14 protein-coding genes are annotated in these 14,930 nt (G+C 70.2%); 7 read left to right on the forward strand and 7 right to left on the reverse strand.

Annotated elements, in window-relative coordinates; genetic code table 11:
* The first annotated feature begins 152 nt into the window (after window positions 1–152).
* From ABW16_RS13385 to ABW16_RS13395, 3 genes are read left to right on the forward strand one after another with little or no spacing between them, the layout of a single operon-like run.
* Window positions 153–692, forward strand: coding sequence for a hypothetical protein (locus tag ABW16_RS13385; RefSeq protein ID WP_047319666.1), 540 nt, complete (start codon window positions 153–155; stop codon window positions 690–692).
* The gene (locus tag ABW16_RS13390) at window positions 689–979 is read left to right on the forward strand and encodes a hypothetical protein (protein WP_047319667.1); all 291 of its coding nucleotides are present in this window, start codon (window positions 689–691) and stop codon (window positions 977–979) included. Before ABW16_RS13385 ends, ABW16_RS13390 begins: the two co-directional genes overlap by 4 nt.
* Window positions 980–1,005: 26 nt before the next feature.
* On the forward strand, window positions 1,006–3,087 hold the full coding sequence (locus tag ABW16_RS13395; protein WP_047319732.1) for a heavy metal translocating P-type ATPase: 2,082 nt from the start codon (window positions 1,006–1,008) through the stop codon (window positions 3,085–3,087).
* A 104-nt stretch (window positions 3,088–3,191) separates the two neighbouring features.
* On the opposite strand, the gene ABW16_RS13400 is transcribed toward ABW16_RS13395, so the two are convergent.
* Genes ABW16_RS13400 through ABW16_RS13410 form a run of 3 tightly spaced genes read right to left on the reverse strand, consistent with a single transcriptional unit; the run spans window position 3,192 to window position 6,106 of the window.
* Window positions 3,192–4,025: an alpha/beta hydrolase gene (locus tag ABW16_RS13400; RefSeq protein ID WP_109519596.1), complete on the reverse strand. Its 834-nt coding sequence runs from the start codon at window positions 4,023–4,025 to the stop codon at window positions 3,192–3,194.
* Window positions 4,026–4,069: 44 nt separating this feature from the next.
* On the reverse strand, window positions 4,070–5,059 hold the full coding sequence (locus tag ABW16_RS13405) for an ABC transporter ATP-binding protein (RefSeq protein WP_047319669.1): 990 nt from the start codon (window positions 5,057–5,059) through the stop codon (window positions 4,070–4,072).
* A 3-nt stretch (window positions 5,060–5,062) separates the two neighbouring features.
* Window positions 5,063–6,106: an ABC transporter permease gene (locus tag ABW16_RS13410; protein WP_047319670.1), complete on the reverse strand. Its 1,044-nt coding sequence runs from the start codon at window positions 6,104–6,106 to the stop codon at window positions 5,063–5,065.
* Window positions 6,107–6,265: 159 nt separating this feature from the next.
* Here ABW16_RS13410 and ABW16_RS28000 point away from each other — a divergent pair, with 159 nt between their 5' ends.
* Together ABW16_RS28000 and ABW16_RS27770 are read left to right on the forward strand one after the other, a co-directional pair.
* Window positions 6,266–7,642 carry a PPE family protein, SVP subgroup gene (locus ABW16_RS28000; RefSeq protein WP_047319671.1) on the forward strand — a complete coding sequence of 459 codons (1,377 nt, stop codon included), beginning with the start codon at window positions 6,266–6,268 and terminating at the stop codon, window positions 7,640–7,642.
* A gap of 122 nt (window positions 7,643–7,764) precedes the next feature.
* On the forward strand, window positions 7,765–9,327 hold the full coding sequence (locus ABW16_RS27770; protein ID WP_157864242.1) for a PGRS repeat-containing protein: 1,563 nt from the start codon (window positions 7,765–7,767) through the stop codon (window positions 9,325–9,327).
* A 29-nt stretch (window positions 9,328–9,356) separates the two neighbouring features.
* Here the strand turns inward: ABW16_RS27770 and ABW16_RS13425 are convergent, their stop codons facing one another.
* The 4 genes from ABW16_RS13425 to ABW16_RS13440 form a co-directional block, all read right to left on the reverse strand.
* On the reverse strand, window positions 9,357–10,808 hold the full coding sequence (locus ABW16_RS13425; RefSeq protein ID WP_047319672.1) for a PPE family protein: 1,452 nt from the start codon (window positions 10,806–10,808) through the stop codon (window positions 9,357–9,359).
* 133 nt (window positions 10,809–10,941) lie between these two features.
* Entirely contained in the window at window positions 10,942–12,135 is a 1,194-nt protein-coding gene (locus ABW16_RS13430; protein WP_233424768.1) for a cupin domain-containing protein, read from the reverse strand.
* A 5-nt stretch (window positions 12,136–12,140) separates the two neighbouring features.
* Window positions 12,141–12,521 carry a nitroreductase family deazaflavin-dependent oxidoreductase gene (locus ABW16_RS13435; RefSeq protein WP_047319673.1) on the reverse strand — a complete coding sequence of 127 codons (381 nt, stop codon included), beginning with the start codon at window positions 12,519–12,521 and terminating at the stop codon, window positions 12,141–12,143.
* Window positions 12,522–12,524: 3 nt separating this feature from the next.
* On the reverse strand, window positions 12,525–12,908 hold the full coding sequence (locus tag ABW16_RS13440; protein ID WP_047319735.1) for a nitroreductase family deazaflavin-dependent oxidoreductase: 384 nt from the start codon (window positions 12,906–12,908) through the stop codon (window positions 12,525–12,527).
* A gap of 92 nt (window positions 12,909–13,000) precedes the next feature.
* Between ABW16_RS13440 and hemL the strand changes: the two genes are divergently transcribed.
* A complete protein-coding gene (hemL, locus tag ABW16_RS13445; protein ID WP_047319674.1) occupies window positions 13,001–14,320 on the forward strand; it encodes a glutamate-1-semialdehyde 2,1-aminomutase in 1,320 nt (439 codons plus the stop codon).
* Window positions 14,320–14,928: a histidine phosphatase family protein gene (locus ABW16_RS13450; protein WP_047319675.1), complete on the forward strand. Its 609-nt coding sequence runs from the start codon at window positions 14,320–14,322 to the stop codon at window positions 14,926–14,928. Before hemL ends, ABW16_RS13450 begins: the two co-directional genes overlap by 1 nt.
* Window positions 14,929–14,930 lie beyond the last annotated feature (2 nt).

Here is a 14,930-nt window from a genome sequence, read left to right on the forward strand (position 1 = left end):
TTTCATCTCCAAGTCGCGGCAAACCTGTGTAAAACATGTACGCAAGCAGAAATCTAACTCCGCCTACTTGCGCGTAACATAAGAATCAATAAACCGGCCGGATGTTGCGGTCAGGTGCTGTGAACCTCGAGGCCGCGTTAGGCTGACCCGACATGTCTGAACCCCAGCCGCAACCCGCACCGCTGTTCTTCGAGCACGGTGCCAGCTGGTATTGGGTGCTGTTCGGCCCGATCTCGGCGGGACTGCTGGTGCTGATCCAGAACTCCGGCGGCTACGGCTTTCAGCCCCTGGTTCCCGGCGTGTTGTTGGTGCTGGTCTCGGCGATGCTCGCCATCCAGGTGAAGGCGGCGCGTATCCACACCTCCGTCGAGCTCACGCCAGTCACTCTGCGGCAGGGCACCGAAACCATCCGGGTCGCCGATATTCAGGCGATCTACCCCGAGGCGGAGCGCCCCACCGGCTGGGGCAAGCAGCAACCGCAGAAGTGGCAGGAATCCCGGGCGTTGGGCGAGCTGAGCGGGGTGCCCCGACGCCGGGTGGGCATCGGTCTGAGGCTGTCCGGGCGGCGCACGGTGCAGGCCTGGGCGCGTGACCATCGCAGGCTTCGTGCCGCGCTCAGCGAGCTGATTCCAGAGACGGTCGCACCCGGCGGTCCAGCCGAAACCGACGTCGAGGACGGATCGTCCTGGTGAGGACCGCCCCGGTTCTCCGTGCTCTTGTCGAGCTGGCCTTAGCTGCCGCCGCGGCGGCGGGCTGCGCGATGAGCTGGTTGCAGGTGCGTTATTTGGTATTGGTCGCGCCGGTCATCGACAGCGAACCGGCCACCACCTCGGTGACCTACCAGCCACGGATGCTGCTGCTGGCATGGGCGTTGGCCACGGCCGCAGGGGTGCTGGCGGTGGTGGGCACCGCGCGTCTGCGTCGGGCCCGCCGCGCCCCAGCGGTGGGATACCCCACGGGGGTATCATCGACGGGGTGATCACCACCGACCTCGAACTGCGGGGAATGACCTGTGCGTCGTGCGCGGCGCGGGTGGAGCGCGGCTTGAACGCGCTCGACGGGGTGCACGCCACAGTGAACTTCGCGGTCGAACGGGCCCACGTCGAACACGACTCGCACGTCACGCCGGCCGACCTGGTGCGCGCCGTTCAGGCATGCGGCTACCAGGCCGCGGTGATCGGTGCCGCGCACGAGCACTCCGGCGAGCACACCGACGTGCCTGTCGGACAACTGCGCTCCCGGCTGATCGGCTCGGCACTACTGGCCGTGCCCGTGGTGGCGCTGTCGATGGTGATGGCCTGGCAGTTCACCGGCTGGCAGTGGGTGGCGTTCGCGCTGACCACCCCGATCGTGGCGTGGGGCGGCTATCCGTTCCACCTCGCCGCACTGCGCACCGCCGTCCACCGCGCCGCCACCATGGACACCCTGGTTTCGCTGGGCACCCTGGCCGCCTACCTGTGGTCGGCGGTTGCGGTCTTCACCGGGGCGGGCCACCTGTATTTCGAGGTGGCGGCCGTCGTCACGGTCTTCCTGCTGGCCGGCCGCTACGCCGAATCGTATGCAAAACGGTCGGCGGGCGCGGCGCTGCGGGAACTGCTGGAACTCGGGGCCAAAGACGCCGCGGTCATGCGGCGCGAGGACGGTGTGCTGACCGAGGTCCGGGTGCCGATCGCCGACCTGCGGGTGGGTGACGTCATCGTGGTCCGGCCGGGGGAGCGGGTCGCCGCCGACGGCGTGGTCATCGACGGCGCCAGCGCGCTGGACACCTCGGCGATGACCGGCGAATCACTGCCGGTGGACGTCGCCGAAGGCGACTCGGTGCTGGGCGGCTCGCTCAACACCACCGGGCTGGTGCTGGTCCGCGCCACCAAGGTCGGCGCGGACACCCAGCTGGCGCGGATGGCCACGATGGTCGCCGACGCCCAAGCCGGCAAGGCGTCGGTCCAGCGGCTCGCCGATCGGGTGTCGGCGGTGTTCGTGCCCGCGGTGCTGGGGATCGCCGCGCTCACCCTAGCCGGCTGGCTGCTGACCGGTGCATCCGTCGCGGCGGCGTTCACCGCGGCCGTCGCCGTGCTGATCATCGCCTGCCCGTGTGCGCTTGGGCTGGCCACGCCGACCGCAATCCTGGTCGGCACCGGCCGCGGCGCGCAGCTCGGCATTCTGATCAAGAACCCGCAGGTCCTAGAGGCCGTCAAGGACATCGACACCGTCGTGCTGGACAAGACCGGCACCGTCACCACCGGCGTCATGGCGGTCGGCGGTCTCGCGGTCACCCGTGGCGAGGACCCCAACACCGTGCTGGGCCGAGCCGCCGCCGTCGAATCGGCGTCCGAGCACCCGATCGCCGCGGCCATCGTCGCCGGGGCCACCGCCGCCGGCCTTGAGATCGGCCGGGTGAGCGAGTTCGCCAGCCGTCCCGGCCAGGGTGTGACCGGGGTGGTCGACGGTGTGCGAGTCGAGGTCGCTCGGTCAGCTGCCGCGCACGAAACCGGCACCGCGGTCGAGGTTTCCTGGGACGGTCGGGCGCGCGGGACGATCACCCTGACCGACACCGTGCGGCCCACCAGCGCGGCCGCGGTGGCCGAGCTCAAGGCCATGGGCATCACCCCGATGCTGCTCACCGGTGACGGCGCAGCGGTGGCGCGGATGGTGGCCCGCGAGGTCGGGATCGATCCGGCCAACGTCATCGCCGACGTGTTGCCCGCGGACAAGGCCGAGGCGGTCAAGCGGTTGCAGGCGCAGGGCCGGCGGGTGGCCATGGTCGGCGACGGCGTCAACGACTCGGTGGCGCTGGCCACCGCCGATATCGGGATGGCGATGGGCACCGGCACCGACGCCGCCATCGAGGCCGGTGACGTGACGCTGGTGCGCGGTGACCTCGGCACGGTTCCGACCGCGCTGCGGCTGTCCGCACGCACCCTGCGAATCATCCGGCAGAACCTCGTCTGGGCGTTCGGCTACAACATCGCGGCGATCCCGCTCGCGGCGGCCGGATTGCTCAACCCGATGATCGCGGGCGCGGCGATGGCGGCCTCGTCGGTTTTGGTGGTGACGAATAGCCTGCGGCTTCGGCGTTTCGCGCGGTAGCGCCGGAGAAGTCGGACACCGGTGCCGAGTGTGCGTTCTGCGCGGGGCTTTTCGCGTGATGCCACCCAAAACGCACATTCGGCGGTGGCGGGCGTCTTCTTAGATCACGAATCCAGCCAAGCCAACTCCGCGGGCAGCTGCTCCTGCCAATAGGACACGTCGTGACCGCCGGGGGAGAACCCACCTGCCGGCGGCGGATTCAGTTGGCCGATGAAACTCTTGGTCGCGTAGGCGAAGCTGTCTCCGGTCCCGCAGTCGACCCGCAACGGGATCCGGGCCAGCCGCGGCACCAGGTTGAAAACCGAGTTCGTCCGCCAGTCGTCGACGCTGTCGAATGCCCCGGCGGGCGCGCCGAAATAGGTCATGTAGATCGCCGGGCTGATGGCACAGATCCCCGCGGTGCGCGCCGGACCGAGCTGGCTGCCCAGCAGCAGCGCGCCGTAGGCGCCCATCGACCAGCCCATGAACCCGACTCGGGTGGTGTCGAGGCCCTTCTCCGCCAGCATCGGGATCAGCTCCCCCAGCACCATCGCACCGGAGTCCTCACCGGAGCTGTGCCGGCGCCAGTAGGTGTTGCCGCCGTCGACGGCCACCACCGCGAACGGCGGCCGGCCCGAAGCGGTCAGCTTCGCCAGCTCTTCTTCCACCCCCAGATCCATCACCCAGGCCGCGTCGCCGTCCTTACAGTGCAACGCGATCACCGGCCGCAGCGGAGCGGTCTGCCCGGGCGGCCGCGCGATGATCCAGTTGGTCTCCACCCCGCCGCGGGCCGCCGACACGAACGAGCCGGATTCCCGGGTCGGATAGGTACTGCCGGTCGCCCGCGACTCGGCCGGGTGCCGCCCCACACCCACGCCGAATAGGCCTACAGCCCCCGCGGCACCGACCCCGAGGCGCAAAGCAGCCCGGCGGGTCAAATCTGCCATGTACAGCATCATCGCGTGGCGCATGCTCGGTTCGGCCCGCCGCGACGCGGTATTGATCAGGTTGATGCCGGTTCGTTAGGAACGTCGGGAAGCGGTGGGCGGCCGAACTGCCGGCGAAACGCGTCCACGGTGTAACTCACGACGGTTGCCTCGCGTGGGGCACGCACCGTCGCCGAGCGGGGGATCCGCACCATGGGTCCGAGCTGGCCGGCGTAGTGGTCCGGTTTGCCGATCTTGAGCAGCCCGTCGCCGGCGCCGGCCGAGTCGGGAGCGATCTCCACCTCGCCCTCGGTGACGACGTAGATCAGGTCCTCGACGGTGCCCTGCTCCAGCAGCACCGAGCCGGGACCCAACAGGACCGGTGCCTGCTGCGGGCGCGCCGGGGCGGCGGTCGGCGACAGCTGGATGACGATGTCGGCCAGCGGGACGATCCGGGTGTCGTGGGTCGCCACCACCACGACGCGATCGCCCGCCGCCAGCACCCGCAGCAGCTGCACCACTTCGCCGGCCCGCACGTAGTCCAGTTGCGCGGTGGGTTCGTCGGCCAGGATCAGCGGCGGATCCAGGGACAGGGCGCGCGCCACCGCCACCCGCTGCTGCTGGCCGCCGCTGAGCTGCCCGGGCCGGTGGTGAGTCCGGTCGGCCAGACCGACCCGCGACAGCAGATCCCGGGCACGTTCTTGAGCGGACCACTGGGTCCACCCGGCCGCCCACATCGGCACCATCACGTTCTCCAGCGCGGTCAGGCTCGGCACCAGATTGAACGCCTGAAAGACGATGCCGACGGTGCGCCGCCGGTAGGACGTGATGTCGCGCCGGCTCAGTGCGGTCACGTCGGTGGCGCCGAACTGGATCTGACCGCTCGTGGGACTCAAGATGCCGCCCAGGCACGACAGCAGCGTGGTCTTGCCGCAGCCGCTGGGACCGAGCACCACCACCAGTGAGCCGGCCGGAACGTCCAGGCTCAGGCCGTGGATGGGACGGATCGGTTCCCCGCCGCCGGTGGCGTATTCGATGACCAGATCACGGATCCGTAGGTCCCCCATGAGTTACGGACCCCCGAACGCCAGCACCGGGTCTACGGCCACCGCGTGCCGCAGTCCCGCCAGGCTGGCCAGCAGACCGATTCCCACCGCGGTCAGGACCAGCAGGGCGAACGACGACCCGGTCACCGCCACCAGCATCGGAAACAGCGGCCCGATCGACACCGCCAGGACGCCGCCGAGCACTGCCGCGGCCACCGCGACGACCACCGCCTGCAGCGCCAACCCGGCCAGCACCATCCACGTGGTGACGCCCAGCGCCTTGAACACCGCGAAGTCGCGGGTGCGTTCCAGCGCCGACAGGTAGATCAGGGAGCCCACGATCAGTGCGGCGACGCCCCACAGCAGCACCGACATGTACGACAGGGCCATCTGTGCACCCGCCAGCGGGCGAACCATGTCGTCGACGGCGGCGGCCCGGTCCACCACCCGGTAGCCCTCCGGGACGTGCGCGGGCGTGCCCCGAATGCCGATCGCGGAGGTCACCGGCTGGCCGGAATACATCAGTCGTTGCGCGCCCGCCACGGTCAGGAAGCCATTGGGCTGGCCGGCCAGCGTGGTGGACTTCTCCACCAGGCCGACGATCCGCAGCTTGTCCGCGCCCAGTTCGATCTCGTCGCCGACGGAGCGCTTGAGCGTCGTCGACATCGCGATCTCATTGGGTTCGGTCGGAGCTCGGCCGGCAGTGAGCGGCGGCATTGCGGCCTTGGGCACACCGTAGATATTCACGTTCAGCGGCGAGCGGCCGTCCTGCAGGATCGTGTTGCCGTAGACCACCGGCAACGCCGCCTGCACGCCGGAAATTCGGGCGACGTCGCCGGCTTCGGCCTGCGGGAATCGCGACGAGCCCATGAACGGGCCCACCGCAGCCGTCTGGATCAGGTAGCCGTCGATGCCCAGTGAATCGACCACATTCTCCGCCTCGACCCGGAACCCGTGGGTCAACCCGGCCAGCACCAGAGTCAGGGCGAACACCATCGCGGTGCCCACCGCGGCGACAATGAACCGGCGCAGTCGCCACTGCAGATCACGAAACGCGGTGATTAACATCCGCACGCGCGCATGTTATCGCAGCGTGCGGCTGTGATCGCCGTCTCGGCGCGCGGCCGCAACGGCCTCCGCAAATCCGGAATGCCCGGTCAACCGCTAGCTTTTGGGCTACAAATACACACACACGCCGCTTTCATGAGCCCGGGGAGGGGGTCAGTGATGAATTACGCTGCCCTGCCACCGGAGATCAACTCGCTGCGGATCTACACCGGGCCGGGCTCCGCGCCGATGCGCGCCGCTGCCGCCGCCTGGGGCGGACTCTCCGCCGAACTGCACTCGGCGGTCACGTCGTACGAATCGGTGATCGCTGAGCTGACCGCCCAGGCCTGGCTGGGGCCGGCGTCGGAATCGCTGACCCGGGCCGCCGCGCTCTACGTGGCCTGGATGACCGCCACGGCGGCGCAGATCGACCAGACGACCGCCCAGGCGAACGCGGCGGCGGCGGCCTACGAGGCGGCGCACAGCGCGACCGTGCCACCGTCGGTGGTGGCGGCCAACCGAGCTCAGTTGCTGCTGCTGATCGCCACCAATGTCTTGGGCACCAACACCGCCGCGATCGCCGCCAACGAGGCCGAATACAGCGAGATGTGGGCTCAGGATGCCGCCGCCATGTACGCCTACGCCGCGGCGTCGGCGGCCGCCACCGGGCTCACACCGTTCCAGAATCCGCCGCAGACCAGCAATCCCGCCGGGCCGGCCAGCCAGGCCGCCTCGGTCGGGACCGCCGAGGCCACCTCGTCGTCGTCGGACGTCCAGTCCCTGCTCGGCCAGCTGGCCTCGGGGATCGTGGGGTCGCCGAACAACTCGCTGCTGCAGGCAGGGGCCGCCGCCACGATTCCCGGGGCGGCGCAGGGGATCGAGGACATCTTCACGTTGCCGAGTCTTTCGGACCTGTTGGGCGTGAGCGCGGTGTCGGCGGTGGGGCTGATCATGTCTGCCGGCGCCTGGGCGGCCGGGGACGCCAGTACCCGGGAGATCCTCTACGAGCAGGACCAGCTGCGGATGGTGGAGTACGAGATCCTGCGCAACATCGATCTGTTCTCCCCGTTGACCCCGTCGCGGCCGATGGTGCCCGGTGTCTCGTCGATGTCGGCGGCGATGGGCGAGGCGATCACCTCCGGGAACCTGTCGGTGCCGATCAACTGGGCGGCCAACGCCCCGGAGATCCGGAGCCTGTCCTACACCAAGCCGTTGGCCGGCCCAAGCCTCGGCGGCGCCCCGGCGGCATCGCTCAGCGGTGCCGGCACCGCGTTCAGCCAGATGGCGCTGGCGGGCATGGGGGGCAGCGCCCTGGCCGGGTCGGTCAGCCGCGGCCGCGGCGGCGCCGACGCGGAATCACCGGCGCGGGTTCAGACGCCGCAGCGCGCGGCGGGCGACTCCACGGCTGACTCGCCGCCAGGTGACACCGAGGGCACCCCCGGCCCCTCGATGATGGGCATCGCAGCGGAGATCCGCGAATTCGCCGAGCTACGCGACCGCGGGCTGATCACTAACGACGAGTACAACGAGCAGAAGATGCGCCTGTTAGGCCGTTAAACGAATTCCGCACTTACGGCAGTTTTTCCGTTCAAATACCGCCCTTGTGGCTCCAAGTCTCGGTGGCTAAGCTCCGCCCACTCAGTAGTTGCTCAGGGGTGAGTCAGTCGGAGGGGCGGGAAATGGTCGATCGCGGCAGCAAGGGGCGTCTCAGCAGGAACCGCCATGCCTTCGCCTCGGCGAGTTCGGTGGGGGTCTGCTTAGCGCTGGGGTTGGCGCCTGCGGCACCGGCATACGCCGACTTCGACGACCTGTTCGACCAACTCCTCGACGCCGCGGGTATGGGGGCGTTGGCGGTGCCCGAACCGGCAGATGCCACCGATGCGCTGGATCTTTCGCAGGTGGTGGGCAACGACATCTACACCTGGGCATCGGTGGTCGAGGTCGTCTTCGCCGGGCTGTTCCAGAACCAGCTCTACGCGACCGTTCACGACCTCGGTGAGCTGTGGATCCAAGGTCCGGGGGTGCTGCTGGACCCGATCATCAACCCGCTGTTCGCCGTCGACGGTGCCTGCGGCCTGATCTGTAACGGCGTCGACGGCACGGTGGATCACCCCGACGGCGGCGACGGCGGATGGCTGTTCGGCGACGGTGGCAACGGCTACAACCCGGGCGCCTCCGAAGACACCGAACTCGGCGTCAACGGCGGGGACGGCGGCGACGCCAAGATGATCGGCAACGGCGGCTGGGGCGGCGACGGCGGGGCCAGTGCCGACGGCGGTGTCGGCGGTGTCGGCGGCTGGCTGATGGGCAACGGCGGCGACGGCGGTTGGGGTGGTGACGGACTGGACAGCGTGTCGGGCACCGCCGGCAACGGTGGTGACGGCGGACTCGGCGGCAACGCCATCTCGCTGTTCGGCGCGGGCGGACGCGGTGGTGACGGTGGTGACGGCGGCTGGGGCAACGACGGCGGTGACGGCGGCAACGGCGGCGCCGCCGGTGACGGTGGCAACGCGGTGGCCGGCTTCGGCGGCCCCGGTGGCTCCGGTGGCTACGGCGGTAACGGCGGCGCGGGCACCGCCGAGCACCCGAGCGGCGGTAACGGCGGGGACGGCGGCGCCTCCGGGAACGCCGGCAACCTGGTGTTCATGGGCAACGCCGGACCCGGCGGCTTCAGCGCTCCCGGCGGCAACGGCGGCGACGGCCTGGCCGGCTCAGCCCAGGGCGACGGCGGTAACGGCGGCCGCGGCGGCGACAGTGGCTCCGGCGGCTACGGCGGCGACCCGAGCCACGCTCGCGCCGGCGGTGCCGGCGGCAACGGCGGGGCTGCGGGATCGCCCACGGCCACCGCCGGCAATGGCGGTGACGGCGGCAATGGCGGTGACGGCATGCTCGGCCATCCCAACGGAGGTGAAGCCGGCGGAGGCGGCAAGGGCGGCACCGGCGGTGCCGGTGGTGCCGGGACGGCTGCTCATCCCGATGGCGGAGCCGGCGGGAAGGGCGGAAACGGGGGCAATGCCGGGGACGGCAACGCCGCGGCAGCCGGTGGGGACGGGGGCACCGGAGGCGCCGGTGGGACGGCGGCCGGGAGCGGATCGGTCGGGCCGGGCGGCCCGGGAGGCGACGGCGGTGACGGCGGGCAGGGGGTTCCGGGTGGAGCGGCCGGCAAGCCTGGCAGCGGTGGCGCCGGTGATCCGAACGGTGCTGCCGGCCAACCGGGCAGTCCCGGTGAGTCCTACGGTTAGCCGGTTGGCCGACTGTCACGCCGCCGGACTCAGCTGAGCTGGTCCGGGTCTTCGGGAGTCTCCCAGGTGTGCGGCAACATCGGGATGGTCGGGCCCGCGGCGCTCTCGGTCACGGTGGTCAATCCGGTTACCGCAGAACCGGTCTCATGACGAACGGTGCCGGAGAACCCGATCGGGCCCGCGCCGTGTTCGGCGGCCGCGACGTCGTTCGGGTCGAGGTATTCGTAGCGGTGGCCGGGATCGGTCAGGGCCTTGCGCTGCCGTCGGCGACGCGGCTGGCCCGCGAGAGCGGCGCTGGCCGCCACCGCCTCGGCCGCATCGCGGCGCTGGTCCTGTGCAGGAGTGCCCACGCGCACTTTCATGCGCGCCCCGCTGGCCGGGCCGCCGCCCACCAGGTAGGGGACGAACCCTGCCTCGGCGCCGGTGAACGGAGGCGGAACCGCCGGGGCGCCGCCGGCGACAGTGGCGGCCGGGGCCAGCGTCGGCGGAGCCATGGCCGGGGGAGCCGCCGGGGCGGGGGCCGGCGGGGCCGACAGAGCCGGTGGTGCGGCGGCGGCCGGAACGGGCATCGGCGTGCTCGGGGCCGGCAGCGCCGGTGCGGCGGGAGCGGTGATGCCCGCCAGGCCGGCCAGCCCGGCGAGACCGGCGAATCCGCCCACCGGTGAGACGGGTGCCACCAAGCCGAGCATCGTCTCGGTCAGCGACGTGACGGCCGGCGCTATCCCGAGGACGATCTCACCCGCGTAGTGCGGAGCGATCGTCATCAGCACCGGATCGCTGATCAAACTGGTAAGCGGGTTGTTGCTGGACAGGTCGGCTTGGATGGCCTCGTTGATCTCGGCGATCCGGGTGGTCCACCAGCTCTCCTGGTAGATGTTGCCGAAGTCCTGGGTGGGTGCCTGATCGGTCCGGTGCTGGTGGTCGCGGTGCTGGGGGGTATCGGGGTTGAGCACCGTCGGCGCGGTCGACGCCGCCGGCGACGACGCCACCGCGGCGCCGGCCACCGCCTGATACGTCGACATGGTGGCGGCCGCCTGGACCCACATCCGGGTGTAGTCGGCCTCGTTCAGGGCGATCGGAATCGCGTTGACCCCGAAGAAATTCGTCGCCACCAGTACCGCGTGAATGGCGTGGTTGGCCGCCAGCTCGGCCAGGGTGGGCATGGCGGCCAACGCGGAGGTGTAGGCGGTGGCGGCGGTCTGGTGCTGGGCGGCCAGCGCCAGACTGTCCGCGCCGGCCTTCGCCAGCCAGGCCAGATACGGAACATTGGCCGCCACATAGGATTCCGCGCTCGGCCCCTGCCACGATCCCGCTTGCACCGCCGAGAGCATCGCGGAAAGTTCCTGTGCCACTTCGGTGTATTCCGTACTCAACGCATCCCACATCGCGGCGGCAGCCAGTAACGGCCCGGCGCCCGGACCGCTGCTCAGCAAGGCTGAGTGCACCTCCGGTGGTGAGGCCATCCAGATCGGCTCCGTCATAGCCGCCTTTCGCGCGGTGAATAGCCGAAGCCTAAACCTCAAATCTTGGTTATTTCCTGGAAGTTTCCTCCGAATGCGGGGCCGGATTGGCGATTTCGTCCGCATTCATGGAGGTCCATGTACCTCAAGCGGTTTATCGGGCGGGCGGGCGCACCAGAAAGCCGCTCATGATCAGACTGCGGGCCAACTCTACCTGTTGCGCGGTCGCCAGTCCGGGAAGTTCGCCGACCCGGAACGGCTCGGTGCGCTCCGACAAAAACCGCATCGCGGCTTCGTGATCCGGGCGTGCCGTGACGATCAGCTGGGCGAACTGCAGGCCGACACCGTCGGGCGTCGTGGTCACTCGGGAGTACAGCGGCTGTTGCTTGCGCACCACCGTGTCGGCGTCGAGCCCGACGGTGTCGGCGACCTGGCCGACCACCGGGCAGCGGGCTCGCCGCACCAGCAGATCCTGCATGGCGCCAAGGCCTTCCGTGACGGTGTCGGGGGACTCGACGGCAGTCAGCCCGGCATGGATCAAGGTGGCCAGGCTCGCCCGCACCTGCGGGTCGTCCAGGTGTCTTGCGGGCAACCGGGTGTGCACCACGTCGTCGCGCAGACTCAGCATGTGCAGGGCGTGGGTCAGCAGCGTGAGCACGGTCGGCACATGGATCCCGACGGTCAGGTGCACCGACGGTCCCGCTCCGGTCTCGGCGGAGTGCACGCGGCCCCGCGGTAGGTACAGGGTGTCCCCGGCCGCCAGGTGCAAACGGGTCGGCTCCGGCAGGTCAGCCGGGTCGACTTCGTGCAGCTGTTGCATCAGGTGTGGTGGCACCGGGTCGTCACCGTAGAAATACCAGGTCTTGCTGCCCTGGATCTGCAGCACCAGCACGTCGTGGTGGTCGTAGTGCGGCAGGAAGCCCGTGGCGGCCGGCGGCGTGATGTAGGCGTTGACGTGGGTGGGGAAGTTCAGCTCGACCTCGACACCGTGGGTCAGCGTCGACATGGTGCGCAGGTACTTCTCGATGTTGTTGCAGATGATCGTGTAGCCGGCGTCGGCCGCGGCGCGAACGCGCGCCGCGTCCAGGGTGCCGTCGGGCAGCGTGTACTGCTCGGGCTTCAGGTGATCGGCGCCACGCACCAGGCGTACCGCGGACGGCTCGGTGCCTAACGCCGCCAGCAGATCCTCGGCCGCCGACGGCCCGGCCAGCAGGCGCTCGAAGTAGTCGGTGCGCCCACGTTGGATGTGGTGCGGGGCGGCGCCCCACAACTCGTCAAGGAAGTACTGCACCGTCACCGGCGCCAGCAGCCAGCCCAGCGGGGATTGCGGGCTCTCGATCTCCGACACCGGCCTCAAGCGCGGGTAAGCAACAGGGTGTGCGGCACCCCGGCCCGTCCAAGCAGCTGACGCCACGGCGGCTTCAGCAGCCCCACCGCCTCATCGGTCGGCACCACCTGCGGGTTCGTGACGGCGAACGTCTTCCCGCCGACTTTGACCCGTCCGCCGTCGGCAGCCTGCAGGTTCTTCACCCAGTCGCGGCCGGTGCCGTACGGAAGCAGCACCGCGACGCCGTCGTCGGTGTGGAACATCGAGACCGGGGTGCGGTAGGTGGTGCCGGAGCGCCGGCCGGTGTGCTCGACGATCGACCACATCGGCACCCAGCCGCAGATCGGGCGGAACAACGGATTCGTCACGACCCGGTTGAACCGGGCGCGCCGCTCGGAGAATTGCACCGCTCAGGCCTGCCGGGTGAGCAGCACCGCCTGCTCGAACGGCAGCCGGGCAAAGACCCTCCGCGCCCGCGGGCTGACGTGCTCGGCCGCCTCTGCCTTGCTGACCACCCGCGGCTCGCTAACGCCGAAGGTCTTGCCGTGCCGGCGCATGGTGCCACCACCGGCGGCCGTGATGTTCTTCAGCCAGTCACGGTCCGGGCCGTAGGTGAGCAGGATGGCCACCCCGTCATTGGTGCTGAACACGGTCAGCGGGGTGCGATAGGGCTTGCCGGAGCGCCGCCCGACGTGCTCGAGGATTCCGAACGTCGGAGCCCAGCCGGCCCACATTCGCTGGATTGGGTTGGTGACATGCCGGTTGAACCGGGCCAGCCGTTGCGGTAGTTGCATGATTGCCATCCAACTCCGGGCACCGACCCACTTCAACCCTCAACTACACCCTGTAGTCGAGCGAGGTCGCGCGAGCTGGGACACTGGTCGCCGTGGGTAATGCGGATCGAGCCACAGCGATGTCGGAGCGGTTGTTCGCCGAGGCCTGCGCGGTGATCCCCGGCGGCGTCAACTCACCGGTCCGGGCTTTCGCAGCGGTGGGGGGCACGCCCCGCTTCATCGCCGAAGGGCAGGGCTGCTGGCTGACCGACGCCGACGGCAACCGCTATGTGGACCTGGTCTGCTCCTGGGGGCCGATGATCCTGGGCCACGCGCACCCCGCGGTGGTCGACGCGGTTCGCGACGCCGTCGGGACCGGCCTGTCGTTCGGGGCACCTACTCGCGGCGAGACCGAGCTGGTGACCGAGATCATCGCCCGGGTACCGGCGGTGGACAAGCTCCGGCTGGTCAACTCCGGCACCGAAGCCACCATGAGCGCGCTGCGGCTGGCTCGCGGCTTCACCGGACGGTCCAAGGTCGTCAAGTTCTCCGGCTGCTATCACGGCCACGTCGACGCGCTGCTCGCCGACGCCGGCTCCGGGGTCGCCACCCTGGCGCTGCCGTCGTCGCCGGGGGTCACCGGCGCCACCGCCGCCGACACGATTGTTTTGCCCTACAACGACGTCGACGCCGTCCGGAAGGCCTTCGCCGAGTTCGGCGACCAGATCGCCGCCGTCATCACCGAGGCCAGCCCCGGCAACATGGGCGTGGTGCCACCGGCGCCCGGCTTCAACGCCGAGCTGCGGACGATCACGAGCGAGCACGGGGCGCTGCTGATCATCGATGAGGTGATGACGGGCTTTCGGGTGAGCAGAAGCGGTTGGTATGGCATTGATCCGGTGGACGCCGACCTGTTCACCTTCGGCAAGGTGATCAGCGGTGGGCTGCCGGCCGCGGCATTCGGTGGCCGCGCCGAGGTGATGGACCGGCTGGCGCCGCTGGGGCCGGTCTACCAGGCCGGCACGCTGTCGGGAAACCCGGTGGCCACCGCCGCCGGTCTGGCCACCCTGCGTGCCGCCGACGACGACGTCTACGCCGCGCTGGATAAGAACGCCGACCGACTGACCGCGATGCTGGCCGAGGCGTTGACCGACGCCGGTGTGCCGCACCAGATTCCGCGGGCCGGGAACATGTTCAGCGTGTTCTTCGCCGACGAGCCGGTCACCGACTTCGCCGCCGCCCGCGCGAGTGCGACCTGGCGCTTCCCGGCGTTTTTCCACACCCTGCTCGAGGCCGGTGTCTACCTGCCCTGCAGTGCCTTCGAGGCGTGGTTCGTCTCGGCCGCGCTGACCGACGAGGCCTTCGAACAGATCGCTGCTGCGCTACCCGCCGCGGCACGTGCCGCCGCCACCACCGGAGAGCCGAAACCCTGATGGCAGAAGAAACCCGCGTCCACCTGATCCGCCACGGCGAGGTCCACAATCCCGACGGGATTCTCTATGGCCGGCTGCCCGGTTTCCGGCTCTCCGACACCGGCCGCGCCCAGGCCGTGGCCGCCGCCGAATTGCTGGCCGGCCGCGACATCGTCGCGGTGATCGCCTCGCCGCTGCAGCGCGCCCAGGAGACCGCCGCCCCGATCGCCGCCCGGCACAACCTGCCGATCGACACCGACCATGACCTGATCGAGTCGACCAATATCTTTGAGGGCAAGCGGGTTTCACCTGGCGACGGCGCCTGGCGCAACCCGCGGTTCTGGTGGCATCTGCGGAACCCGTTCACCCCGTCGTGGGGCGAGCCCTACGACCAGATCGCGGCCCGGATGGCCGCCGCGGTGAGTAATGCCCGCGCTCGCGCCGCCGGCCACGAGGTGGTGTGCGTCAGCCATCAGCTGCCGGTCTGGACCGCGCGCCAGCACCTCACCGGCAACCGGCTCTGGCACGACCCGCGCCGGCGCGAATGCGGCGTGGGTTCGGTGACTACGTTGATCTACGACGGTGACCTTCTCGTCGACGTCGATTACCAGGTTCCGGCCGGCGGCTGACG

This window comes from Mycolicibacter heraklionensis (assembly GCF_001021505.1).
In the GTDB taxonomy this organism is placed as follows: domain Bacteria; phylum Actinomycetota; class Actinomycetes; order Mycobacteriales; family Mycobacteriaceae; genus Mycobacterium; species Mycobacterium heraklionense.